At 34.7% G+C, this 26018-nt stretch carries 27 protein-coding genes and 1 tRNA gene; 8 read left to right on the top strand and 20 right to left on the bottom strand.

Going from position 1 to position 26018, the window contains the following annotated elements:
- Nucleotides 1-108 precede the first annotated feature (108 nt).
- The 5 genes from thrA (at nucleotide 109) to ribD (ending at nucleotide 6709) form a co-directional block, all read left to right on the top strand.
- Nucleotides 109-2565, top strand: coding sequence for a bifunctional aspartate kinase/homoserine dehydrogenase I (thrA, locus tag ACSYSW_RS02520; RefSeq protein WP_491704851.1), 2457 nt, complete (start codon nucleotides 109-111; stop codon nucleotides 2563-2565).
- Nucleotides 2566-2571: 6 nt separating this feature from the next.
- Nucleotides 2572-3507: a homoserine kinase gene (gene thrB / locus ACSYSW_RS02515; RefSeq protein ID WP_491704852.1), complete on the top strand. Its 936-nt coding sequence runs from the start codon at nucleotides 2572-2574 to the stop codon at nucleotides 3505-3507.
- A gap of 150 nt (nucleotides 3508-3657) precedes the next feature.
- Complete coding sequence (gene thrC / locus ACSYSW_RS02510) at nucleotides 3658-4947, top strand: threonine synthase (protein ID WP_491704853.1); 1290 nt, start codon at nucleotides 3658-3660, stop codon at nucleotides 4945-4947.
- A 164-nt stretch (nucleotides 4948-5111) separates the two neighbouring features.
- Nucleotides 5112-5564 carry a transcriptional regulator NrdR gene (gene nrdR / locus ACSYSW_RS02505; RefSeq protein WP_491704854.1) on the top strand — a complete coding sequence of 151 codons (453 nt, stop codon included), beginning with the start codon at nucleotides 5112-5114 and terminating at the stop codon, nucleotides 5562-5564.
- 2 nt (nucleotides 5565-5566) lie between these two features.
- Nucleotides 5567-6709 (top strand): bifunctional diaminohydroxyphosphoribosylaminopyrimidine deaminase/5-amino-6-(5-phosphoribosylamino)uracil reductase RibD, encoded by a 1143-nt coding sequence (ribD, locus tag ACSYSW_RS02500; RefSeq protein ID WP_491704855.1) that lies wholly within the window; start codon nucleotides 5567-5569, stop codon nucleotides 6707-6709.
- Nucleotides 6710-6800: 91 nt separating this feature from the next.
- Here ribD and ACSYSW_RS02495 read toward each other — a convergent pair.
- From ACSYSW_RS02495 to dsbB, 8 genes are all read right to left on the bottom strand, one after another.
- Nucleotides 6801-6876: transfer RNA gene (locus ACSYSW_RS02495), tRNA-Lys, on the bottom strand.
- 138 nt (nucleotides 6877-7014) lie between these two features.
- Complete coding sequence (gene ybgF / locus ACSYSW_RS02490; RefSeq protein ID WP_491704856.1) at nucleotides 7015-7737, bottom strand: tol-pal system protein YbgF; 723 nt, start codon at nucleotides 7735-7737, stop codon at nucleotides 7015-7017.
- Nucleotides 7738-7798: 61 nt separating this feature from the next.
- Entirely contained in the window at nucleotides 7799-8272 is a 474-nt protein-coding gene (gene pal / locus ACSYSW_RS02485) for a peptidoglycan-associated lipoprotein Pal (protein ID WP_491704857.1), read from the bottom strand.
- 185 nt (nucleotides 8273-8457) lie between these two features.
- Nucleotides 8458-9753: a Tol-Pal system beta propeller repeat protein TolB gene (gene tolB, locus ACSYSW_RS02480; protein ID WP_491706113.1), complete on the bottom strand. Its 1296-nt coding sequence runs from the start codon at nucleotides 9751-9753 to the stop codon at nucleotides 8458-8460.
- Between the two features lie 309 nt (nucleotides 9754-10062).
- Complete coding sequence (gene rlmKL / locus ACSYSW_RS02475; RefSeq protein ID WP_491704858.1) at nucleotides 10063-12186, bottom strand: bifunctional 23S rRNA (guanine(2069)-N(7))-methyltransferase RlmK/23S rRNA (guanine(2445)-N(2))-methyltransferase RlmL; 2124 nt, start codon at nucleotides 12184-12186, stop codon at nucleotides 10063-10065.
- Between the two features lie 239 nt (nucleotides 12187-12425).
- The gene (gene rdgB / locus ACSYSW_RS02470; protein WP_491704859.1) at nucleotides 12426-13034 is read right to left on the bottom strand and encodes an RdgB/HAM1 family non-canonical purine NTP pyrophosphatase; all 609 of its coding nucleotides are present in this window, start codon (nucleotides 13032-13034) and stop codon (nucleotides 12426-12428) included.
- A 129-nt stretch (nucleotides 13035-13163) separates the two neighbouring features.
- Nucleotides 13164-13820: a bifunctional tRNA pseudouridine(32) synthase/23S rRNA pseudouridine(746) synthase RluA gene (rluA, locus tag ACSYSW_RS02465; RefSeq protein ID WP_491704860.1), complete on the bottom strand. Its 657-nt coding sequence runs from the start codon at nucleotides 13818-13820 to the stop codon at nucleotides 13164-13166.
- Nucleotides 13821-13998: 178 nt separating this feature from the next.
- Nucleotides 13999-14538: a disulfide bond formation protein DsbB gene (dsbB, locus tag ACSYSW_RS02460; protein WP_491704861.1), complete on the bottom strand. Its 540-nt coding sequence runs from the start codon at nucleotides 14536-14538 to the stop codon at nucleotides 13999-14001.
- Between the two features lie 383 nt (nucleotides 14539-14921).
- Here dsbB and rluC point away from each other — a divergent pair, with 383 nt between their 5' ends.
- Both rluC and ACSYSW_RS02450 read left to right on the top strand, forming a co-directional pair.
- Nucleotides 14922-15896, top strand: coding sequence for a 23S rRNA pseudouridine(955/2504/2580) synthase RluC (rluC, locus tag ACSYSW_RS02455; RefSeq protein ID WP_491704862.1), 975 nt, complete (start codon nucleotides 14922-14924; stop codon nucleotides 15894-15896).
- Nucleotides 15897-15947: 51 nt separating this feature from the next.
- On the top strand, nucleotides 15948-16610 hold the full coding sequence (locus tag ACSYSW_RS02450) for a histidine phosphatase family protein (protein ID WP_491704863.1): 663 nt from the start codon (nucleotides 15948-15950) through the stop codon (nucleotides 16608-16610).
- Between the two features lie 123 nt (nucleotides 16611-16733).
- Here ACSYSW_RS02450 and ACSYSW_RS02445 read toward each other — a convergent pair whose 3' ends face one another.
- The 12 genes from ACSYSW_RS02445 to ACSYSW_RS02390 form a co-directional block, all read right to left on the bottom strand.
- Entirely contained in the window at nucleotides 16734-17186 is a 453-nt protein-coding gene (locus ACSYSW_RS02445) for a hypothetical protein (RefSeq protein ID WP_491704864.1), read from the bottom strand.
- Between the two features lie 3 nt (nucleotides 17187-17189).
- Entirely contained in the window at nucleotides 17190-17432 is a 243-nt protein-coding gene (locus ACSYSW_RS02440; protein ID WP_491706320.1) for a hypothetical protein, read from the bottom strand.
- Between the two features lie 247 nt (nucleotides 17433-17679).
- The gene (locus ACSYSW_RS02435; protein ID WP_491704865.1) at nucleotides 17680-18018 is read right to left on the bottom strand and encodes a hypothetical protein; all 339 of its coding nucleotides are present in this window, start codon (nucleotides 18016-18018) and stop codon (nucleotides 17680-17682) included.
- Between the two features lie 32 nt (nucleotides 18019-18050).
- Nucleotides 18051-18902, bottom strand: coding sequence for a hypothetical protein (locus ACSYSW_RS02430; RefSeq protein ID WP_491704866.1), 852 nt, complete (start codon nucleotides 18900-18902; stop codon nucleotides 18051-18053).
- A gap of 62 nt (nucleotides 18903-18964) precedes the next feature.
- A complete protein-coding gene (locus ACSYSW_RS02425) occupies nucleotides 18965-19114 on the bottom strand; it encodes a hypothetical protein (protein WP_491704867.1) in 150 nt (49 codons plus the stop codon).
- Between the two features lie 37 nt (nucleotides 19115-19151).
- On the bottom strand, nucleotides 19152-19292 hold the full coding sequence (locus tag ACSYSW_RS02420) for a hypothetical protein (RefSeq protein WP_491704868.1): 141 nt from the start codon (nucleotides 19290-19292) through the stop codon (nucleotides 19152-19154).
- Nucleotides 19293-19429: 137 nt separating this feature from the next.
- The gene (locus ACSYSW_RS02415; RefSeq protein WP_491704869.1) at nucleotides 19430-19564 is read right to left on the bottom strand and encodes a hypothetical protein; all 135 of its coding nucleotides are present in this window, start codon (nucleotides 19562-19564) and stop codon (nucleotides 19430-19432) included.
- A 124-nt stretch (nucleotides 19565-19688) separates the two neighbouring features.
- Complete coding sequence (locus tag ACSYSW_RS02410) at nucleotides 19689-20000, bottom strand: polymorphic toxin type 17 domain-containing protein (RefSeq protein ID WP_491704870.1); 312 nt, start codon at nucleotides 19998-20000, stop codon at nucleotides 19689-19691.
- A complete protein-coding gene (locus ACSYSW_RS02405) occupies nucleotides 19978-20658 on the bottom strand; it encodes a hypothetical protein (protein WP_491704871.1) in 681 nt (226 codons plus the stop codon). The genes ACSYSW_RS02410 and ACSYSW_RS02405 overlap by 23 nt, the downstream gene beginning before the upstream one ends.
- 259 nt (nucleotides 20659-20917) lie before the next feature.
- Nucleotides 20918-21259, bottom strand: a complete 342-nt coding sequence (locus ACSYSW_RS02400; RefSeq protein WP_491704872.1) for an immunity protein CdiI family protein — start codon at nucleotides 21257-21259, stop codon at nucleotides 20918-20920.
- A 59-nt stretch (nucleotides 21260-21318) separates the two neighbouring features.
- Nucleotides 21319-21708, bottom strand: a complete 390-nt coding sequence (locus ACSYSW_RS02395; protein WP_491704873.1) for a hypothetical protein — start codon at nucleotides 21706-21708, stop codon at nucleotides 21319-21321.
- Between the two features lie 12 nt (nucleotides 21709-21720).
- Nucleotides 21721-24306 (bottom strand): hypothetical protein, encoded by a 2586-nt coding sequence (locus tag ACSYSW_RS02390; protein WP_491704874.1) that lies wholly within the window; start codon nucleotides 24304-24306, stop codon nucleotides 21721-21723.
- A 449-nt stretch (nucleotides 24307-24755) separates the two neighbouring features.
- Here ACSYSW_RS02390 and ACSYSW_RS02385 point away from each other — a divergent pair, with 449 nt between their 5' ends.
- Nucleotides 24756-26018 (top strand): MFS transporter, encoded by a 1263-nt coding sequence (locus ACSYSW_RS02385; protein ID WP_491704875.1) that lies wholly within the window; start codon nucleotides 24756-24758, stop codon nucleotides 26016-26018.

Below are 26018 nucleotides of genomic sequence, written 5' to 3'. Positions count from 1 at the left end.
ATAGGGCGGGTTGATTTTTCTTAACAGAATGAAAAAACCCGCTAACTCAGCGGGTTTTTATTTGGAATTTTAATAAAAAATAAAGAACGATAAATGTAAAGGTGCGATATGAAAGTATTAAAATTTGGAGGAACCTCGGTTGCTAATGCAGAACGTTTTTTACGTGTAGCTGAGATAATTGAAAAAGATGCTAAACAAGAACAAACAGCAACAGTCTTGTCTGCACCTGCAAAAATAACCAATCTATTAGTCGCAATGGTCGAAAATACCATTAGCCATCAAAATATCCATACGCAAATTTATGAAGCAGAAAAAATTTTTGCGGATATCTTAACTGGACTTGCCGATAATACCTGCAACTTTCCCTATCAAGAAATGAAACAGCTTGTTTTAGAAGAATTTAACCATATTCAACAATTATTTGAAGGAATTAAATTATTAAAACATTGCCCTGATATGATAAGTGCCTCTATTATTTGCCGTGGTGAAAAATTATCAATCGCGATTATGCAAGCTTTATTAACGGCTAAAGGGCATAAGGTCATCGTAATAAATCCTATTAATACATTACTTGCAAAAGGAGATTATCTTGAATCTACCGTTGATATTATAGAATCAACAAAACGTATTAATGAAATGCATATACCAAAAGATCATATCATTTTAATGCCTGGATTCACTGCCGGTAATGAAAAAGGTGAATTAGTTGTTTTAGGGCGTAATGGTTCGGATTATTCTGCATCAGTTCTTGCTGCTTGTTTACAAGCGAATTGCTGTGAAATTTGGACTGATGTCGATGGAGTATATACCTGCGATCCTCGTCTTGTTAGCGATGCTAAATTACTCTCTACTCTGTCGTATCAAGAGGCAATGGAACTCTCTTATTTTGGTGCTAAAGTTCTACACCCTCGCACCATTTTACCTATTGCACAATTTCAAATACCGTGTTTAATCAAGAACACTAATAATCCCGATGCAACAGGTACCTTAATTGGAATAAATAATATCGATACGTCTTTCCCTGTTAAAGGGATCACCAATCTAAATAATATGTCGATGATTAACGTTTCAGGTCCAGGTTTAAAAGGTATGGTTGGCATGTCAGCACGCGTTTTTGCAGCTATGTCGCAAGCAGGTATATCCGTTGTTTTAATTACCCAGTCATCATCAGAATATAGCATTAGTTTTTGTATTCCAGAGCCAGAACTCAACAAGGCACAAGCTGCATTAAATGATGAGTTTTATTTAGAACTAAAAGACGGTTTACTTGAGCCTCTTGAAATTATTAACAACTTAGCCATTATTTCAGTTGTTGGTGATGGTATGCGCACGTTGCAAGGTTTATCAGCTAAATTTTTAACGGCATTAGCAAGAGCAAATATTAATATTGTAGCTATTGCACAAGGCTCTTCAGAACGTTCTATTTCAGTAGTTGTAGATAATGATGTTGCGATAATGGGAGTGAGAGTTGTTCATCAGATCCTGTTTGGTACTGATAAAATGCTTGATGTATTTGTTATTGGTGTGGGTGGGGTTGGTAGTGCGCTTGTAAATCAAATTGCACATCAACAGAATTGGCTTAAAAACAAACAAATTGATTTGCACGTTTGTGGATTATTTAACTCTCAAACAGGGATTTTTAGTCGAGATGGGATTCATCTTCAAAATTGGCAACAACAACTAAAACAACATGGTCAACCTTATTCATTAAAAGACATAATAGAATTTGCCAAAAAAAATCGCTTACTCAATCCTATATTAGTCGATTGTACATCTAGCAGTGAAGTAGCCGACAAATACGCCGACTTTTTAGCAAATGGATTTCATGTTGTTACCCCTAATAAAAAAGCCAATACCAGCTCAATGGATTATTACTTACGTTTAAGGCAAGAGGCGGCTAAAAGTAAACGTCAATTTCAATACGATACGAATGTCGGTGCAGGATTACCTGTCATCGAAAACTTACAAAAATTACTCAATGCTGGCGATGAACTAATTGCATTTTCAGGTATTTTATCTGGCTCGTTATCTTATATTTTTGGTAAGCTTGACGAAGGTATGACACTTTCTGAGGCAACAAAATTAGCAAAAGAAAAAGGATTTACTGAACCTGATCCACGTGATGATTTATCGGGCACTGATGTAGCGCGTAAATTACTGATTCTTGCGCGTGAAGCAGGATTACAACTTGAATTAGATCAAATTGAAGTTGAATCTGTTTTACCTGAATCTTACTCAAGCGGAACCGTTGACGAATTTATGGCAAAGTTACCCCAACTAGATGCAACATTCACCGCTAAAGTTGGACAAGCTGCAAAAGAAGGTAAAGTTTTACGATATGTAGGTAGTATTAAAGATAATAAATGTCAGGTAAAAATCCAAGCGGTTGATAGTGAAGATCCACTTTATAAGATTAAAAATGGCGAAAACGCACTCGCATTTTATACACGGTATTATCAACCTATTCCATTAGTTTTACGAGGTTATGGAGCCGGTAACGATGTCACAGCAGCGGGTGTTTTTGCTGATATTTTGCGTACTACTTCGGGCAGAATGGGAGAATAAATTAACATGAAAAGTATTACCGTTTATGCGCCGGCATCAATGGCAAATCTTAGCGTTGGGTTTGATATTTTAGGTGCCGCCATTCATCCAATTGATGGCAAATTGTTAGGTGATTGTATAACGGTCGCCTTAGCTACAAACAAATCCGAACTCATTAATAAAGGAAAATTTGTTGGCAGTTTACCTACCAATCCTAAAAATAATATTGTCTACCAATGTTGGCAACGCTTTTGCGAATCGCTAGGTAAAGAAATACCTGTTACTATTACGCTTGAAAAGAATATGCCTATCGGTTCGGGTTTAGGATCTAGTGCTTGTTCAATTGTTGGCACATTCGTAGCTCTTAATACGCTTTTTAATCAACCATTTAATCAGCATCAACTTTTAATCATGATGGGAGAACTTGAAGGTCGTATTTCTGGAAGTATCCATTATGATAATGTTGCCCCCTGTTTTTTAGGTGGTATGCAATTAATTCTTGATACAAAAGACACAATTAGTACAACCATTCCTCATTTTGAAAATTGGTACTGGATTATCGCGTATCCGGGCATTAAAGTCTCAACAGCTGAAGCGCGAGCAATTCTACCGCATCATTACCCTAAAGCAGATTGTGTTGATCATGGGCGTTATGTTGGTGGATTTATCCACGCAAGTTATACCCAACAATCAAAATTAGCTGCCTCGATGATGTTCGATAATATTGCCGAACCTTATCGAAAATCTTTATTACCTAATTTTGACTCTATTCAGTTCAGTGTAAAAGAATTAGGCGCGCTTGCATCGGGTATATCTGGCTCAGGCCCCACTTTATTTGTCGTGGCAGATAATTTGCAAATAGCAAAAAAAATTGAAGAACAACTTAAACAAGATTACTTACAAAATGAAGATGGTTTTACACATATTTGTAAGATTGATAAATTAGGTGCACGAGCGCTATGATTTAGATGTTAAAGTCAGTTATAACACAAAATATTAAAAAATCATTTTAGTGTTACAGACTAAATATTACATGATAAAAGGATCTAACCACAAATAAAGCGGCTCCTTTTACATAAAAACCCATGAAGAAAACAATTAACGGAATAGATTATGAAGCTATATAATTTAAAAGATCATAGTGAACAAGTCAGTTTTTCACAGGCAGTTAAACAAGGATTAGGTAAAGAGCAAGGACTATTTTTTCCTGTAGATGTACCAAAATTTTCACCAAATGAAATCCAGTCATTATTAAAACTCGATTTTGTAACCCGCAGTGCTAAAATTTTATCCGCTTTTATTGGGGATGAAATGAGTGAAGATGATGTATTAAAATTAGTCAAAAATGCGTTTCAATTTCCAGCTCCTGTCCAATCGGTAGAAGATGATATAGGTTCGTTAGAGTTATACCATGGTCCAACATTGGCCTTTAAAGATTTCGGTGCACGCTTTATGGCACAGACTTTAGTTAATATTGCTGCCGATCAAAGAATAACCATATTAACAGCCACGTCAGGCGATACAGGTGCAGCCGTTGCTCACGCTTTTTATCACTTACCAAATATCCGGGTTGTAATATTATACCCTGAAGGTAAAATTAGCCCATTACAAGAAAAATTATTTTGTACGCTTGGCGATAATATTCATACTATTGCTATTCAAGACGATTTTGACGCGTGTCAATCGCTCGTTAAGCAGGCTTTTGATAATGAACAACTACGCAAAGCAATTGGCTTAAATTCAGCAAATTCAATTAATATTAGTCGTTTACTCGCACAAGTCTGTTACTATTTTGAAGCATTTGCGCAATTAACCCCTGCTGAGCAAGCACAGCTTGTCATTTCGGTACCAAGTGGTAATTTTGGTGATTTAACAGCTGGCTTACTCGCGAAAACAATGGGATTACCGATTAAACGATTCATTGCCGCAACCAATGCAAACGACACCGTTCCTCGCTTTTTAGAAACAGGAAAATGGCAACCACATAAAACAATCGCCACTCTTTCTAATGCAATGGATGTAAGCCAACCAAACAATTGGCCTCGTATCGACGAGCTTTACAAACGAGAAAATTGGTCACTCGATACACTTGCTCATCAAGCAGTTTCAGATGAAATTACTGTCAAAACTGTTAAAGAGCTTGATCAGCAAGGTTACCTATCTGAGCCTCATGGAGCTATAGCCTATCGAGCATTACGTGATCAGCTAAAAAATGGTGAATATGGTTTATTTTTAGGAACCGCTCATCCAGCTAAATTTAAAGAAGTTGTTGAAGAAATCTTAAATAAAACTATACCATTACCAGAAGCATTAGCACAGCGAGCAGATATGACACTTTTATCACACAAAATGCCAAATAATTTTGATAAATTAAAGGATTTTTTAATTAATCTTGAATGGTAAAAAAATAACCGCTTAATCTAATAATTTGGTTAGAATAATCAATGGAATAAAACAATAAATTATCATTATCCTAGTTGAAGTGATAATTTATCGCGTATACCGTTAAAAGTATCATTACTTTTATAGGATCAAATTTATTAAAAGATATAAAACGGAGAAAATCTATGCACTGTCCATTTTGTAGTGCCGATGATAGTAAAGTTATTGATTCTCGCCTTGTAGGAGAAGGATTTCAAGTGCGACGTAGGCGTCAATGTACGGAATGCAATGAACGTTTTACCACATTCGAAATGGCAGAATTAATTATGCCTAATGTCATTAAAAATAATAAAATACGCGAACCTTTTAACGAGGAAAAATTAAGGGCGGGCATACAACGAGCCTTAGAAAAAAGACCCGTCAGCTTTGATGCAATCGAAAATGCTATTGCTCGTATAAAATCAAAATTACGAGCCACAGGTGAACGTGAAGTCCCATCACAACTTATTGGAAATCATGTTATCGAAGAACTAAAACATTTAGATAAAGTTGCTTATATAAGATTTGCTTCTGTCTATTTTAGTTTTGATGATATTGAACAATTTAGTAACGAAATTGCGAAACTACAAGAAAAGTAATTATGACAAATCACTCCATTAATGACGATCTTGACAAGATTTATATGCAAAAAGCAATAGATCTAGCCCTATTAGGAAGATTTACAACAACGCCCAATCCTAATGTCGGCTGTATCATTGTTAAAGATGAACGAATTATTGGACAAGGCTATCATCAAAAAGCGGGGCAGCCGCATGCAGAAGTTAATGCCCTAATGCAAGCAGGTACACAAGCAAAAGGTGCAACAGCATATGTAACCCTTGAGCCCTGTAGCCATTTTGGACGTACACCGCCCTGCGCTGATGCATTAATCAAAGCTAATGTTTCAAGAGTTGTCGTTGCAATGTCAGATCCTAATCCTAATGTTGCAGGAAAAGGTATTAAAGCCTTACGTGATGCAGGAATAGACGTTACAGTTGGAGTACTTACCCCTCAAGCAGAAAGACTGAACAAAGGTTTTTTAAAGCGCATGCGCACAGGTAAACCTTATGTACAACTTAAAATTGCCGCTTCGTTGGACGGTAAAATAGCCATGAAATCTGGCGAAAGTAAATGGATAACATCACAACTCGCCAGACAAGATGTACAATCTTATCGAGCACAAGCAAGCTGTATTTTAAGTACAAGAACTACCGTGCAAGCTGACGACGCAAGTTTAACCGTTAGATTTGCTCAATTACCTAAAACCATTCAAGCAATATATTCCCCATCTACAATAAGGCAACCTATTCGCGTCATTATTGACAGCCAACATAAATTAACAGGGCAAGAAAACCTCTTCAAGCAAGACGGTGAGATATGGGTTGTGCAAAAAGAAAATAAAGGTTTTCTTGCCAAGCATACCCAAATTTTATTAGAGAATTCTTCACAAACAACAATCAATCTCGAAAATCTCCTTAATCAATTAGGCGAAAAACAAATCAATACAGTATGGGTTGAAGCAGGTGCACATTTGGCTGGAAGTTTAATAGAGCAAAATTTAGTTGACGAATTAATTATTTATTATGCGCCTAAATTATTAGGACATAATGCGCTAGATATGTGTATTATGCCTTCGTTATCTAAACTAGCATTAGCGCCACGTTTTACCTTTCAATCAACTGAAATGATTGGTAATGATTTGAAAGTAACACTTATCAAAAACGATAAAAATATTGTTGAATAATCCATTTTTTGTCAAACATCAACGTTATCATCAAAAGTATAAAGCTAAATACAAAAAGTAAAATGGATGAAATAAAAAGTGAAAGGGAAAATGGTGGGTCGTGAGCGATTCGAACGCTCGACAAACGGATTAAAAGTCCGCTGCTCTACCGACTGAGCTAACAACCCATTAAGAGAGATAATCATCTGCTTTGTCGTTACAGGTGATTTCGGGTTGCTATATTACTTATCTTCGACAAAGTGTGCAACCCTTTTTAGCAAAATTTTGATTGATAGATGTTTATTTAAACAGTTATTTACAATAAATTATAATGAAGATAATTTCTTATTAGCCTGTTCAACGGCTACTTTATCTTTAGGATACTTATTAATGACTTGCTGAAATATCGCTTTAGCACCATCTTTATCGCCTTTGCTTAACAAGATCAATCCCACTTTATAAAGGCTATCAGCAGCTTTAGGCGAAGTAGAAAAGTCCTTAATCACGGTTGCATAATAAAACGATGCATCATCCTTTTTACCTTGACGATAAAAAAGTTGTCCTAACCAATAGTTAACATTCGCTACATAACTTGATTTTGGATATGTCGATAAAAATGTTTGTAATGCTGAAATAGTTTCATTATTTTGTTTACCATCAGTCACATATTTAATAATAAAATTATAATCAGTTTTATCATTACCCGAAGGACGCCAGTTATTTATATCAGTCCCTGTCGAAGGATTTGGTTTATTTGTGGAATTAACATTATTATTTTGATTATTCGATGACATAAAACTATCTTTTTTGGCCATCTCTTGTAAAATCATCTTTTGCCGTTCAATTGTTTGCTTAAGTTGATAGTCGTTTTCTTCTAGTTGCCCCCGTAGAACATCTACTTCGGATTGAAGATCACTAATTTTTTGTTGGGAATCAATCAATAATTGGCTTTGCGCATTTATCATGCGTACTAATTCGGAGTTTTCGACTGCAAAAGCAAAATTTGAAATAAATAATAACAAACTCAGGTTAACTATTTTTTTAAACATATAAAATACCCATTTTAACAAAAAAAACGGCTGCATTTATCAGCCGTTTTTGTGAAAATGATTAGTAAGTAATTACTGCACGGCGGTTTTTTGCATACGCCGCTTCATCATGACCTAACACAGCTGGTTTTTCTTTACCATAAGAAACGATAGATAATTGATTAGCCGAAACACCATGGCCTTGTAAATAAGTTTTAACTGAAGCTGCACGACGTTCACCTAAAGCAATGTTATATTCAGGTGTACCACGTTCATCAGCATGACCTTCGATAATAACATTAATTAAAGAATGATTACGTAGAAAATCTGCATGAGCATCTAACATAGATTCAAAATCGGCTTTAACATTATATTTGTCAAAATCGAAGTAAACCGTATTGTTTTGCTGTAATTTTTGAATCATTACTTGCTCAGCTTGTGAGAATGATGCATCTGCACTACCACTCGTATTATCATTACTGCTAGAAGAACAAGCGGTGATAGCGAATAATGGAAGTGCAATTGCAGCTATTTTAATAACTTTAGAAAATTGCATTTTTTTGACTCCTTGTGTTTAAATAAATGTGCTTAAATAAATTAACAACAGTTTAATTTAATAATCTTAATTAACTTCATGTAATAAATACACTAAAGTGAATAAATAGATATCCTAATTTTGTACATGCCGTCGTATAGTTTTATTATTTATATAACCTTTATATTTTTTATCAATAAAAAGTCCTACAAATAAGGTGACCATGATGGAAATTTTACCTGGCCATCGGTCGCTGGCAATCTCGCTTTAAAATTTCCATCAGTTGAAACAAGATTTAAAATCGTTCCTAAACCTTGTGTAGAACTATAAATTATCATAATTCCATTTGGGGATATGCTTGGCGTTTCATCTAAAAACGTATCTGTTAATTGTTGATAGGTCTTTGTTGCAAAATCATAACGGGTAATATGTTGCGCCCCATTATTGGTTGAAATCATCGCTAAAAAACTGCCATCAGGTGAAACACGTGCATTTTGATTTTGCGCGTTATCCCATGTAAGGCGCGCCGTATTTTTATCATTTATATTTAACATATAAAGTTGCGGGCGCCCAGCTTGATCAGAGGTATAAACCAATGACTGATTATCAGGCATCCATGAAGGTTCCGTATTATTACTTCGACCATAAGTAAGTTGGGTGATTTTTCTAGTCGACAAATCCATCATATAAAGATTTAAGTTACCCTCTTTTGATAATGCAAAAGCAAGTTTACTGCCATCAGGTGAAAAAGCGGGTGCGCCATTATGTTGAGGAAAAGCAGCTATCGTCTCAACCTTACCAGTTTCTAATGTTTTTAAGACTAATGCTGAATGACGACCTTCAAACGTCACATAGGCAATTTTTTTACCATCTGGTGACCATGTCGGTGACATCAAAGGTTCTTTAGAACGATGCACAATCATCTGATTATAACCATCATAATCAGAAACGCGGAGTTCGTGAGTATAATAACCCTTATTTAATTTAACAATATAAGCAATACGTGTTCTAAAAGCGCCTTTAATCCCTGTTAATGTATTGAAAATTTCATCGCTAGCAGTATGCACGGCGTAACGTAGCCAACGTGGTTCAACCGAAAATTGATTTTGTGCTAGAACTGCCCCAGGATGAGTAACAGTATCAACTAATTGATACGTTATTAAATATTTACCCGATGCATCCGGCTGAACAGTGCCAATAATCACCGCCGAAATACCAATCGCATTCCAAGCACTCGGGTTAACTTCAGAAGCTGTCGTTGGGGTTTGCGGCATACTTGCAACATTAATAGGATTGAATTTACCACTATTACGTAGATCAGAAGAAATAATTTCGTCGGGAATTTCAGGAAGATCTCCCGAGCCTATCCATTTGAAAGGGACAACCGCAATAGGTTTAGCCGTGTTAATACCATCAGTAATGATAATACGAACATCCGCCATCGTTGCGAGTGTATAAAATACAACAAATAAAGTTATCAAAAAGCGAGATGCAAATTTGATCATCTTAAAATTCCTTAATAAAACCAATGTATTAAATACAAAAAGTAGTTACTATTATTATTATCGATTCACAGATCTAAAAATAAATTAAAAACCCTTTTCAAGAAAGTACTCATCTGATTTTGTTTTTAACAAAAATCTAACGAGGAAATTACTATAGTTTAATTAAAAAAGATTTATCAGCAATAATTATTTTATGATACCGCAATCATTTCCACTGAATATAAACCTTTTTTTAATAGAAAGATAGCCGATAATATTAAACATTTTTTCACAATAAAATAATTAATCTTTAAACATAAAGACTATTTAGTCTTTATGTTTAATCAAATAACAACAATGAATTTGTTTATTACGTTTAAAGTCAGGTGATATTGTTTTTTGCGTGATATCTGAATAAATAAGTCCTAATTCTTGCATTCCCTGTTCATTCATTTTAAAACCTCGTTTATTATTTGAAAAAATAATCACACCATTAGGTTTTAATAGCCTTTTTAAATCTACCATTAATTTTAAATGATCACGCTGCACATCAAAAGTATCTTGCATTCGTTTGGAATTTGAAAAAGTCGGCGGATCGATAAAAATGAGATCAAATTGCTCTTCACAGTGCGCAAGATACAGCAAACAGTCTGCCTGAATTAAACGATGATTTTTGCTGATTAATCCATTTTGTTTTAAATTATTATCAGCCCATTCCAAGTAAGTTCGGGACATATCAACCGTCGTTGTCGATTTTGCGCCACCAATTCCTGCATAGACAGATGCGGTTCCTGTATAAGCAAATAGATTTAAAACGTCTTTTCCTTGACTCATCTCACCAACCATTTTACGGACAAGGCGATGATCTAAAAATAAACCAGTATCTAAATAATCTGTTACATTCACCCAAAATTGAGTTTGCTTATTCATTACAGAATATTCATGTACTAAAAAATAATCATCTTTTTGTGCAAATTTTTGATATTGCTTCTTACCCTTTTGTTTTTCACGTGTTTTTAAAATAAGTTGATTAGCGTTTAAATTAAGTACTGACATCACACCATTAATGATATCTAATAAACGCTTCCGCGCTTTATTTTCATCAATATTTTTAGGAGCGGCATATTCTTGCACAACAATTTTATCTTTATAACGATCAATAGCTACGTTATATTCTGGTAAATCAGCATCATAAAGACGATAACATTCTATTTGTTCTTGTTTTGCCCATTTAGCTAATTTTTGCTCATTCTTTCGTAATCGATTAACAAAATCTACGGCGACTAATTGTGGCGTTATCGGCGCATCTGTTTGACTGCGTCTAGCAATATCATAATTTTTTTGCAAACAATCAAGCGGACCATTTTTTGCTTTATACTGTTTATTAGCACGTAATTGTAAACAATCAAGTAAATGAGGGGCTGCACTAAATAATGATACGCGCCAACCTGCAAAAAATTGTTTTAACCGTTGCCCTAAAGTACTATATAAAGCGACTAAAGCTGGCTCACTTTCAAGTCTTTCGCCATAGGGAGGATTACTAATAATGACGCCAGTTTCACTTTCGGGTAAAGGATTTATTAACTGTGCGGCATCTTTATCGGCAAATTGAATCAAATCACCAACGCCAGCATTTTTGGCATTGACTTTAGCACTTTTCAAAACGTCAATATTATTATCGTAGCCAATAAAAGAACATGTAGGTTTGATAACATTATGCTTAGCTGCAAATAAGATTTCATTCCAAAGTGAAGGATTAAACCCTTTCCATGCCATAAATCCCCATTGTTTTCGTGATAAAGCAGGAGGAATATTTGATGCCATCATTGCCGCTTCAATTAATAATGTTCCCGAACCACACATGGGATCAATTAGAGGCTCATTTTTTGTCCAACCAGAACGTAAGATAATGGCTGCAGCTAACGTTTCTTTTATCGGTGCTAAACCCGTTTTATCGCGATAACCTCGTTGATGCAAACTTTCACCACTTAAATCGAGCGATAGTGTTAAATGATTTTTGTGTAAAAACGCATTTATACGAATATCTGGCAATTGTTTTTGCACATTAGGGCGAGTTTCTGTTTTACGCATAAAATGATCGACAATGGCATCTTTAATTTTTAAAGCACCATATTGACTATTACGAATAAATTCATTCACACCCACAAAATTAACCAAAAAAGTACAGTCGACAGCAAAAAGATCTTGCCAAGGATAATTAACAGCACACGAGTACAGATCTAAATCACTGTAAATATCAAATTCAGCTAGTGGTAGTAAAATACGTGATGCCAAGCGTGACCAAAGTAAAGATTGATAGAGTGTTTTCTCATCTGCATCAAAATACACTCCGCCTTGAACAAGCCGACAAGATATTGCACCAATTTCTTCTAACTCTTTTTTTAGCAACTCTTCAAGCCCACGTGAAGTACTTGCAAATAATGTTTTCATAACCAACCTAACTTAAAAAAAATTCATTTTATTATAACGATTAATCTACCAAGAAGAAAATACGCATCACTAATAACAATGATTATCATGTTTAAATATAAACAAAAGGACTGAATCTTATTGAACCTAGATTCAGTCCTTGATAAATCATCTTAATTTTATGGCTAATTCTTTAAAATTCATTCGTGATAAATTAGCGTACTTATAAAATAAGTTAACTTATTTTATAAGTTTTTATATCAATTTAAGGCATTATATTCACGTTTTAATTCTTTTAATAATTGTCTTGAAGCATGTCCTCGATGAGAAAGCATATTTTTACGTACCGCTGTTAATTCTCCCGCTGTTTTTCGAAGTTTTGGCACATAAAATAAAGGGTCGTAACCAAATCCACCTATGCCTTTCGGCTGGTCTAAAATCATACCATACCAGTTATATAAACAAATAATAGGAGAGGGATCATTTTCGTGACGAAGAAAAACTAATGCACAACAATAATGAGCTTGCCTATTTTCTGACGCAATGCCTTGCAATGCCATTAATAATTTTTCATTGTTTAATTCATCATTGCCATGCTCTCCAGAGTAACGAGCAGAATAAATACCTGGCGCCCCATCTAAGGCATTAACAACTAATCCCGAATCATCAGCGATAGCGGGTAAACCCGTTAATTTGGATGCATGTCTGGCTTTTAAAATAGCATTCTCAACAAATGTTAATCCTGTTTCTTCGACCGAGGGAACATTAAATTCACGTTGAGAAATAATATCTAATCCCGAATTTGCGAATAAATGTTGAAACTCTTGTAATTTGCCTTGATTATTAGTTGCTAATACAATTTTTTGCATATAAATCATCCTCTAAAACATAAATCATTAAAGTGTTCAACGTTAATCATTATTTAAAAAACAATTTTACTATTCATTAAGTTATTTTATTAAAAATAAGATAAATTATTTAAACAATTTTAATAAAAATTAAAATTCTTCATCACAGGTAAATGTTAGGCTTTCTTGCGTTTTAGGATGATTTATCGTTAAAGATTTAGCATGCAATAATAATCTTGTCGACATCGCATAAGCTTCTTTATTTGCATAAAATTTATCACCTAAAATTGGGTGCCCTATCGCCTGCATATGTACTCGCAATTGATGAGATCGACCAGTAAACGGAAATAATTCTACTCGTGTCGTATTATTATTATGACGAGATAAAACACGATAATGAGTTAAAGCAGGTTTGCCATTTTGTAAATCAACCATTTGCCTTGGACGATTAGGCCAATCACAAATAAGCGGTAACTCTACGCTACCTGTATCTTGTTCTAAATGTCCATATACAACAGCAATATATGATTTTTTCGGGATCCGTTCGCGAAATTGTTTTTTTATTTCCCGATCGGCTAGTTTTGATAAAGCGGCTACCATAATCCCACTCGTTGCCATATCTAAACGGTGCACGGATTCTACATAAACATATTTTTGTTGCAAACGATGGATAATACTATCAATAAACTGGGGTTTATTGCCCGAAACAGACAAAATCCCAGCTTGTTTATTTACAACTACAATATGGTCATCTTGATATAAGATAGACAACCAAGGATCGATGGGAGGATGATATTCTAAAAGCATTACAGTCGAATAATAAATTAAATTGCCTGATATTTTAACAAAATCAAAAAAAAGCGCTATCTATTAAACAAACAACTGCCTAAAGTACTTTCATCCCATAAAAAAATATCTAAAACTTAATAAACCATTATCAATTTCTTTAATTTTAACCTGCTTTTTATCTTTCCCAATTTGATTTTTAAAAAGTATTCTTGTTATTTAAAGAAGAACGAGATCGATAAAATTGCGCAATTAAAATAGCAATACCAACGATAATATATACGGCAAAATTAATGATCATCCATTGTGACATTTCAATCGTTAAAAATGACCATGTTTTACTTGCACATAAACCCGTTGATTCAAATAGACTCGGTAACCAGTCATTTAAAGGTAACCATGAAGGAAAATAAACATTCACCATACATGTATTTAATAAATCAGGCTCAAACTGTATATGTGCATGATAAATGGCTATACTCAATCCTTCGAAAGCACTATAAAGCCAAAGACAAATAGCAATCCATCTTAATAAGGTTTTTTTAGGGGAAATTAATGCAATTATACTTGCAATCATAATGCCATAAATAGCACAGCGCTGATAAATGCATAATGGACAAGGGGCAAGGTGCATGCCATATTGGAAATAAAGCGCGGTAATTTCAAATATTACAGTTGAAATGAATAATAATAACCAAGCAGTTCTTCCTTTAGCATATTTATTAAGCAATGATAACATACTTTTTTACTCCTCATTATTTCGATATAATTATCATTTATCGATTTAATAATCTAATCTTAATTAGATATAATTTAAGCGAGTTGACGGATTTATTCGTTAAGATTGATTTATTGATGTTTGAATATCATTTATCATTTTTAACGATTATATAATGCGTTTTTGCAAAACAATATTGTCAACAAAACTACGGATAAAAAGGCTTTTAGCCCTAAACAAGTATCACTGATATAGAGATAAATAAAATTTTCTTTTATCGTGTGAAAAATCTATTCTCTTTCAAAGAAGTTGTTTAATTGCATAAAAATAAATTTGAGCTAGTGTAATTTATTTTAAAATAATGTAAATGACTTTTATTTATAGTCGCGGATAAATTTACCTATATGGATAAAAATGCTACTCAAACTCAGTCAAATGTTTCTTTTGTTACTGTTTCAGATGAAAATGCAGGGCAACGTATTGATAATTTTCTGATTTCTCACCTAAAAGGTGTCCCAAAGAGTTTGATTTATCGGATCTTACGTAAAGGGGAAGTCAGAATAAATAAAAAACGCATTAAACCTGAATACAAATTAAATGTAAAAGACGAAATACGTATCCCCCCTGTTCGTGTTGCTGAAAGAGCTCAAGCCGATATTTCACCTAAACTAAGTAAAATAGCTCAACTTGAACAAGCTATAATCTACGAAGATGATGCCATTCTTGCCATCAATAAACCTTCGGGTATCGCCGTTCATGGTGGTAGTGGTTTATCTTTTGGTGTTATTGAAGGATTGCGCGCCTTAAGACCTACAGCTAAATTTTTAGAATTAGTGCATCGTATTGACCGCGAAACATCTGGTATTTTATTAATTGCTAAAAAACGATCTGCTTTAAAAGCGTTACATGAGCAATTACGTCTTAAACAAATGCAAAAAAATTATTTAGCTTTAGTTAAAGGTCATTGGGCATCTGAATGTAAAGTTATCCAGGCACCACTTTTTAAGAATCTATTAAAAAGTGGAGAACGAATCGTCAAAGTCGATAAGGAGGGGAAACCCTCTGAAACACGTTTTAAAGTTGAAGAAAGGTTCTCGATTGCGACATTAATAAAAGCAAGTCCTATCACTGGTCGAACACATCAAATACGTGTACATACCCAATATGCTAATCACCCTATTGCTTTTGATGATAGATACGGTGATCAGAATTTTGATATTTCTCTTAGCGATATAGGTCCTTATCGCCTTTTTTTACATGCCGCAAACGTAAAATTTACCCATCCTGTTACACAAGAGATCATGCAACTCAATGCTCCAATGGATGAATCTTTACAAGCCTGTTTAGCCAAACTACGCAATACCAAATATCAACCCTAAATATCGGTACATATAAGTTTAAAGTTAAAATAACATAAGGTAATAAATCGAATGAAAGATATTAATTTATATCTAATAAGACATGGTCAAACTGAATGGAATATTAAAGACCAAATGCAAGGCTCTAAAAATTCTCCTTTAACGGATAAAGGTATTTTAGGTGCTAAAATCACGGGACAATATTTAAAAAACACACCTTTTATACAAGCATATTCAAGTGATCAGCCTCGCGCAATGCAAACGCGTGATTATATTATTAATGAAAATAATCTCAGCATACCGACGAACGAACTTCCCGAAATTCGCGAAATGGATTTTGGCGATTGGGAAGGTCAATACGTCCCAACACTAAAAAAAGAAGTCCCCGAATTTATGACTTTTTTAAATGATCCAGCTAATTATCAAGCAAGCAGTAATCAAGGCGAAACTTTTATGCAGGTGCTTGAACGCATGCAAAAAGCCTTAAAAATAATTGTTGATAATGCCCCACAAAATAACGGTAATATTTTAGTTGTATCTCATGGAACCGTGTTACGTTTATTACTTTGTGTATTAAATGGGGGGGATTTCAGCTTACATCGTGACGAAAATTATTTCCCTCGCATCTTAAATACCAGTATTAGCCTTGTAAATTATCAACAGATGAATAAAAACGAAGACGGTCAATTCACTGTAAAATATATCAATAATGTTGATCATTTAGAACAGGAATAAATTATTAAATAATTAACTTTGTTAATTAATCTCATTAAATATATGGCGATGGTTTTTAAACATTTTTTAAGACCATCCTATAAACACATTATTGATATCAAAAAGATGATGAGTATCATCGATCTAGGCAATGATTTTTTCACCGATAGTACTGACTTCGTTATCGGTAATAAACCGAGTCGCGCCAGCAGCGATATTATCTGCGCCAATAAAGCCAATACCCAGGGCAAGAGGTGTTCCGCTGCCCACGGTCGCCGCTTCAACGCCGGCTGCGGCAATTAGGGTCAGTGCCCCGCCAATGACTTGCAAGCCACCGATAATTTTATTTTCATATTTATCAATAAACGCTTGGTTTTTCTCTGCTTGGACTTTTAGTGTATCACCCCAAAAATACCCGATGATGCCATTTGCTATAGTCGACACAGGGGACATTAACGAGGCGGGACGGGTTGCCGCATCGATGGCATTACTTAATTGATGAGGGTTAAGATAGCTAAAATAGTCATTAATAAATGTGCTATTAACCGCGCTTGTTGTATTGAGATAGTTTATAAAAAATGACGAGTTAATCGTCATTTTTTATAAAAGATATTTATTATTTAATAAGCTATTTTTAGGATGGGTAAAAATCTTCGCGTTTAAATTGTTTACCTGTGGGTTTAACTTCCTCTTTATCAAATGAAAGAAGATATTCTTCATCATTTGATACCAAAATTTTCTTGTATAAGTATCATCTCGCTCAAAATAATAAACAAAATTTTTTAATTGATCATTTAAATTAAATTCATATTTATACATAGCGGTAGCTAATTTTTGTTGAATATCATATAACTTATCAAATAGTTCTTGACTATCTTCAAAAGTTTTATTTTTAAAATCATTTCTAAACCACTAGTTTCATACTGTTAAATATTGTATAAAAATGCATCATATCCAACCCAAATTTTTCTTAACTTAATTTTCTTCATTAATACAATTTAATCATATCTAATTTTAAATGTAATAAATTTTTATCTAGTATTGCATAACAGGTAATATCAATTGCTATTTAATAAATTCTTATTGGTTTTTAATAAAAATCAGAATCAACTAAACCTTCAGTTTTGATGATTTCTAAGAAACGGGTATAGGCTTTTGGATCGTAATCACAAATATCATCAAGTAAATGTTCTTCAATTAAAGCTCGATGGTAAATACCAGAATTAAAATAAATAAAATTTTCTGGAATTATAGGATCAGTAACCTCTACGTTATCAACATAATTACCTTCTATTCTATATGCAGTTAAGCCACCGTTTCCACGCGGTAATCCTAATACAATTGTTTCGCAACAATTATTATCTATAGAAGTATTCCAATAAATACCAAAAATATCAATGATATGTCCAAATTCTGTTTTAATTTTCATTTGCCTAGTCTCATTAAATTATTACAACTATGTTAGTAATTTTTTTTGTTTTGTTGATTTATAATTATCTTCATATCATATGCTTTACCTGTATGTATATTATATTGATAATGAATTTCAATTTTATCTCCGTTTATTAATTCTCGATTTTTTGTCATCTTTTCAAAGCCAGCTGATTTCGGAAAGCGTGAGTCTTTATTTAAATCTTTATTTTTATTTAAAAATCTTATACCACTTATGGGATTTTCTTTTATTTCATTCCAAAATAATTGTTCATTTAAATTTCTTGGTGATGTTACATGTATTCCTTCTTTTGCTGTCGAGACAGTTTCAGCATTTTTTATAATTTGTTTCAGCTCTTCCGACAAATGAGATAAATTATTTATTTTAGCCTCATTTACAATTATATCATCGATATAACTGGATCCTTCTTTATCTAACTTCACCTCACTAAAATCCTGAAACCTAATGGTATGACGTTTAAATGGCGTATTAGGTGATAAGTTTATTGCCCCGACTTCAAGGCTTTTAATGTCATCGGCAAAGGTACCATTTGGTGTACTTGTTGTTATTTTATTAAACGCCGCCATATTATGACGAGTATGCGCCATTTTGTTAATGGCATTTAATTTGCTGGCTGCACCAATATCAACCAGTCCATAAGTGATACCTTCATACCCTTTAGGGACAATACCGGTTTTAGCAATGATTTTTTCACCGATAGTACTGACTTCGTTATCGGTAATAAACCGGCTCGCGCCAGCGGCGATATTATCTGCGCCAATAAAACCAATACCCAGGGCAAGAGGTGTTCCGCCGCCCACGGTCGCCGCTTCAACGCCGGCTGCGGCAATCAGGGTGAGTGCCCCACCAATGACTTGCAAGCCACCGATAATTTTATTTTCATATTTATCAATAAACGCTTGGTTTTTCTCTGCTTGGGCTTTTAGTGTATCACCCCAAAAATACCCGATGATGCACTTGTTATAGCCGACACAGGGGACATTAACGAGTCAGGACGGGTTGCCGCATCTAAGGCATTACTTAATTGATGGGGGTTAAGATAGCTAATAAAAAATGACGAGTTAATCGTCATTTTTTATTAAAGAGATTTATTATTTAATAAGGTATTTTTAGGATGGGTAAAAATCTTCGCGTTTGAACTGTTTACCTGTCGGTTTAACTTCTTCGGCATCAAAATAGTATGAATATTCTTCATCATAGAGTCTTATACCATATCCATAAAGAATGCCATCGTCTTCACTTATTCCCAAAATTACCCCTTTTTTTCCAACATGCTTACCGGTTTTTTTTTACCATCATAAGCGGGGGGATAATATACGATTTCAACTTCTTGATAAAAATTTAATTTTTTTGTCATCTATTATTTACCTTGATAAGGGGAGTAATATTAATAAAAGTCTTCGTATTTGAATTGTTTACCTGTCGGTTTAACTTCTTCGGCATCAAAACAGTATGAATATTCTTCATCATAGAGTCTTACACTATATCCATAAAGAATACCATCTTCTTCACTTATTCCCATAATGACGCCTTTTTTTCCAACATGCTTACCGGTTTTTTTTTACCATCATAAGCGGGGGGATAATATACGATTTCAACTTCTTGAAAAAAATCTAGTTTTTTTATCATTTGTATTTTCCTTTTTATTAATGTGTAATTTTACCATCTAACGATATATTAAGATGTTTTCCATCTTTCGATGCCCAGCCTAATTGATTTTTACCTCTTTCTGATAATATCACATCCCATTCAAATTCTTGCCCTTTGGTGCGTGAGGGTCCTTTTATCCATTCATTATCAAACTTATCTAAATAACCATTATTTTTTCCTCTTGGTAATGGCTTATTGGGTGAATAAGCTTTAGAAAGTATATAACGAATCTTCCCCTTAGTAGGTAATTGAGCATACCTTAGCCTATCCGCAACTGTCCAGAGTTTAGCTGCCCCCCACTGACCCATATGGACTAAACGTCGGCTCGTCAATAGTAATCATATTACGCTGATTAAGCGAGATATTCTCAACAGTAATGCCAATTTCACTCGGTTTAACGGGTGGGGTGCCTTTAATGCTGGTGAGTTTGATGATATTACGGGATTGTGTTGCCGTTTTTATGACTAAGCCCGCTTTACCGGCGGCGGTCATATCGGCTAATGCGTAAATATCTTCGCCGGTGCCATCGGGGAATATGCCGGTTGCTTCAATTAAACTGCCACCGATTGTTGAAGTGTATTCACCCGATATTAATTGGCGAGCCCCTGATTGGATATTATCTAACCCAAAAAACAGTAACGTGGTTGCAAGCCCTAGACCGATGCCGGTTTCAGCTAACGCGCTGGCAGCAATCAGTGTCGCTGCACCTTGTACGACTTTCATCCCCCCTAAAAAGCGGGGCATTTCGTGCTCAAGGGCTTCGTTTGATTTGCCTTCGGTGGTATAACCCGCAGTCACGAGTGCTGTGTGGCAGACTAAGTCACCGATGGGGGTAATGCGAAAAGGCAGGCAGAATTGCTCACTCAGTACAAAGCTATTCCAAACATTTTGTTTATCGTGCTCGGTCCATGTGTACCTGGCTATTTTGTTATCAACAAAGTCAGGCTCAACGGGCTCATTAATCACTTGCCATTTTTCGATATGTGCCCATTTTTTAGGGATTTTAACGCGGCATAAATCCTTGGGGTTATAACGTCCAATTAATTGGCAATCTGCTGTATCGTTATCGAGATGATAAGGATTATCCTCAATTTGGGGAATGATTTTATATTTATAACTGGAATGAAGTTGATTTAGATATTGAAATAGTAATAAAAAGTGACAGCATTAATCGTCACTTTTTATAAAGAATTTCCGGTAAAATACTTTAAATACATAAATTTATTTATATAATTGATTGATAGTTTATTTTATAATTTTTGCCTAATTCAATTTGTAATTGTTCTTGTAAATATTTACCTTTAGCGTTGAAATTATTTTTTTTATCGATATTTATAAATCCCGACTCTAATGGGTTGTTTAAGTTTAAAGTTTGATCATATTCATCTGACCATTCATCTAACTCTTTTTTAAGTCGGTTACTTATTGGTAAAGTATAAGGATTAATATTTCCAAATTCCGTTTCTGAATCAAACCATAATGGATAACATTCATAATCTGCCATTAATTTTATATATATCACTTTATCTTTTGGGCACAATGCCAGTTTTGGCAATAATTTTTTCACCAATATGCTTGTTTTAAGTAATAAAGATATATTGATTTTGCAAATGGGTATTTTACAACTTACCACCACGCTGGATAATCAATGAACTTATTTCTGATGACAGAATAAACATCTTCAGTAATCTTGCAGTTATAATCAGCACTTATTATATTCCCACTAGGTTCTTGTTTTTTAATTGACCATGTAAATTCTATTAAGTCATTAATTTTTATTATTTTTATTATAAAATCATCGTCTAGATCATTTAATATAGCACTTTCTTTCATTTTTAGTCTTTTAGTAAATTGATCCCAAACATTACAATCGATCCATACTTCCCCTTCATATGCTAAAAAATGAGTAAACTGCTTTATTTTTATATCAATTTTAAACTTAATTGATGGCAAATAATGATCTATTTCCAGCTCATCAAAAATAATTTTTATAGGATTATCTAATTTAATACTCATTAATACCTCTAACTATTCAATAAATAAAGCATGAATTATAACAGGAAGTTCACCTTCTTGACGTGGCGGTGCTAGTTTTAATTCCCAACCATCAATTCTCATTAATTCATTATATTTTATTCCATTTTCTGTGGCTGTATTTAAGGCTCCTTGTAAACTATTCAATTGTTGTTGTGATGATAATCTTACAACTTCTTTTGTATAATCTTTTGCCTTAGATTGAGCATATTCAACCATATGTTCTGTTGCATTCCCATGAATCCATACTTTTTGACCATTAGACAAAGTCATTTCAAATGATTTAGGTATGACGGAACCAGGATAATTCGGTTGAGTTGATTTTATTGAATCCCATATAGTACCAGTTGCTTTATTATTTATAGCTGCACTTGTTGACTTCTCACCGTGTTTCAAATGATTCAAAACAGTTCCAACTTCCGTTAACGAACTCGGTGCACTATGTTCAATCAACTTCACCTCACTAAAATCCTGAAACTTAATGGTATGACGTTTAAATGGCGTATTAGGTGATAAGTTTATTGCCCCGACTTCAAGGCTTTTAATGTCATCGGCAAAGGTACCATTTGGTGTACTTGTTGTTATTTTATTAAACGCCGCCATATTATGACGAGTATGCGCCATTTTGTTAATGGCATTTAATTTGCTGGCTGCACCAATATCAATCAGTCCATAGGCGATACCTTCATACCCTTTAGGGACAATGCCGGTTTTAGCAATGATTTTTTCACCGATGGTACTGACTTCGTTATCGGTAATAAACCGAGTCGCGCCGGCGGCGATATTATCTGCGCCAATAAAGCCAATACCCAGGGCAAGAGGTGTTCCGCTGCCCACGGTCGCTACTTCAACGCCGGCTGCGGCAATCAGGGTGAGTGCCCCGCCAATGACTTGCAAGCCACCGATAATTTTATTTTCATATTTATCAATAAACGCTTGGTTTTTCTCTGCTTGGGCTTTTAGTGTATCACCCCAAAAATACCCGATGATGCCATTTGCTATAGTCGACACCGGGGACATTAACGAGTCAGGACGGGTTGCCGCATCTAAGGCATTACTTAATTGATGAGGGTTAAGATAGCTAAAATAGTCATTAATAAATGTGCTACCCACCGCGCTTGTTGTATATTGCCAGTCATCAATATGTGCCCATTTATCGGGGATTTTAATATCGGCTAGTCCCTGAGTATTAAAACGCCCAATAAAGGTATGACCTTCGCGATTTGAGCTAATGCGATATTTAAAATCAGGGTGATGCTGTAAATAAAAACCATGGCTAGCTTTTAATTCAACATAGGCAAATTCAACCCGTGTGCCTTTTAACCGATACTTTTTGCGTGTTTCAACATGCTTAATGATAGCGGGTTGCCGCAGGTATTTGAGGAGCTTAAGGGCGTTAATATAAAGGGACTCGATATCGGTAAGATTATCATGCTGCGTGGCGGTTTTGATGGCGGCTGTTAAGCGTGTTTCTTCATCGCGCTCATCACCTGTGCCATCTAACACAAGGGGGCTATAGAGATACGCGCGGACACGTTTAACGATATCGCTATTATGATAGCGATAATCCGCTTTATCAAATCCCTCACTGTGTTTAAGCTGACTAACGGCTGAAATCACGTCCTTGTAGAGGGAGGGCGGATAAGTTGCCCCTTCGCTGTCTTCATAGTCTAACGTGCCGATGCGCTGCTCGGCGGTAAAAAAATAGGTGTTGTTTAATAATATCAGTAGCTGATAAAACATAAACCCAATGTGCTCATCCGGGCGAAACATATTTTGTTGCCAAAGCAAAGGGGCATAGCGGAAATGCTCGGTTGAATAGCCATAATTAATTTGACCCGCTAGGGCGTTATCTATCTCAACTGTAAAGGGTGAATTGCCGGAGGTTAATAAGGCAGTTAAGTCATCAAGCCAGGCTTGTGCCAGTTTTTTAACGTGTAAGCGTTTATCGCCCCTTTCTGCAAGTTCAATGGCATTTAGTCCACCCCCTAGCATTAAATGCACTTTGGGGTAGACTTTTTCGGTACTAAATACACTTTTATTCTTACCTAAAAAAATTTCATCGCGACTAAAATCATGATTGAACAGGAAATGAGTGGTATTAATGTCAGGTGATATACCATCATAAAAGCCGATGGGCTGTGCGGGGCGGTTGGTGAGTTCAACAATAATCCAAGTGTAATCAGGTTGGTATTCTGGGATTTTTCTATTATATGGAATGGGCGGTGGCACAGGTGGGGAGGGAGGGCGCATATCGAAAACGGGATTGAAAATCGGTAAGGTGCGCAAAATAAGTCGTTCGTGATAGAGGGCCTGTAATAAACACTTCGCCACCTTATCGGGATAACGGTGATAATAAGCCGCATAATGTAAGCCGTTTTTTTGCAGTAAGGGATAGAAATTTTTACAGCTATTGGGGTTGGCAACGAGCTTTTTAATAATTGGGTGATAGTCGGTTTTATGGAAGTATTTAATGCGACGAGGATAAAAAGGGCTGCATCTAAATTCGCCTTCACCCTCTCTAAATTCTTGGATAAGGTTATCCCACTCGCTTGGGGTGAGCAGTTGATAGTAGTACATTTCCTTGACCCATTTTATTGTATTTATTAATTAGTATCGGTTAGTTTAGAGCGTTATTGATTTTAGATAGAACCGATAATTATTGTAGTGAGAAGATTAGCATAGGAAAAATAAATCACAAAGCGAAATTTTATCAATTTCAATCAGTTATATATTATCCATTCATATATTTTGGGAACTATCCCTCACTGATCATTTTTTAACAATGGTTAGATTTATATATATCGAAAATATACGTGTGACACCGATGAAAGCGTTTTTGAAGCTTATAATTCTTTTTTATTAGTAAAATGTAACCGTTTTCATAAATGCTACGGAGATCACTTTTTTCACTCACTTAAAATGATATTATCTTTTGTAAATTAGATATTTTAAAACAGATGTAACAATGTAATCGATTTCTTACCAAGGCTACATGGTTATTTTAAGCTTAGCAAAGGATATATCTTATGACTCCTAATATTAAATTAAATTTACACAACAAAAATTATTGGATCTTTAGTCTATATTTCTTTTTTTACTTTTTTATTATGGGCGCTTGTATGCCGTTTTTTCCTGTCTGGTTAAAAATGAATGGGCTTGATCAGGAAAATACCGGCTATGTGTTCTCGTTTGTTTCTTTATTTGCCTTATGTTTTCAGCCTTTATTTGGTTTATTGTCTGATAAATTAGGATTAAAAAAATATCTTCTTTGGATTATTACAATAGCACTTGTCTTTTTCGGTCCTTTCTTTATTTATGTCTTTGCACCTTTATTGAAGGTAAATGTCATTTTAGGTGGCTTTATAGGGGGGCTGTATTTAGGACTTATTTTTGGTGGAGGGGCACCTGCGATTGAAGCCTTTGCTGAAAAAGTCAGCCGCCGCAGTGGTTTTGAATTTGGTCGAGCGCGTATGTTCGGTTGTTTTGGATGGGCGATTTGTGCCTCTTTTGTCGGTATTATGATTTCTAAAAATATGAATGCCGTCTTTTGGATGTGTTCTGCTTTTGCCTTAATTTTATTAGTGTTAGTTAAACTGGCGACACCAGAGCAAAATACGGCAATTAAAGTTGCTGATAATTTAGGATTAAATAAACCTGAGCCTTTTAATTTAAAATTAGCTTTTGATTTAATTAAGATGCCTAAAATTTGGTTCTTTATGCTTTATATTATCGGTGTCGCTTGTACTTATGACGTCTTTGATCAGCAGTTTGCGAACTTTTTTATCTCATTTTTCCCAAGTGAAAAAGATGGGCAAGAAGCGTTTGGTTATGTGACAACCCTTGGTGAATTTTTAAATGCCACAGTTATGTTTTTTGCACCTTTAGTTGTAATGAAAATCGGCAGCAAAAACGCCTTGTTAATCGCGGGTTTGATTATGTCAATTCGTATAACAGGTTCTGCTTTTGCAACGAATGCTGTTGAGGTTATGATTTTAAAAACGTTACATATGTTTGAGGCACCTTTATTACTCGTAGCGGCTTTTAAATACATTACAAAACATTTTCCATTACGTTTATCAGCAACGGTTTACCTTATTGCCTTTTGTTTTGCTAAGCAATTATCGATTATGTTTATGTCAACATTGGCTGGTGTTATGTATGTCAAAATCGGTTTCGAAAATGCTTATTTAGTTTTAGGGGGAATTGCATTTACGTTTACGCTGATTTCTTCTTTTACTTTATCGGGTCGTAGCCCATGGACTTTATTTAAGAAAAAAGTATCCGAGTAG

Source organism: Gilliamella sp. ESL1225 (assembly GCF_058502635.1).
The sequence above is the reverse complement of the archived record's forward strand: the minus strand, read 5'-3'. Positions and strand labels throughout refer to the sequence as shown.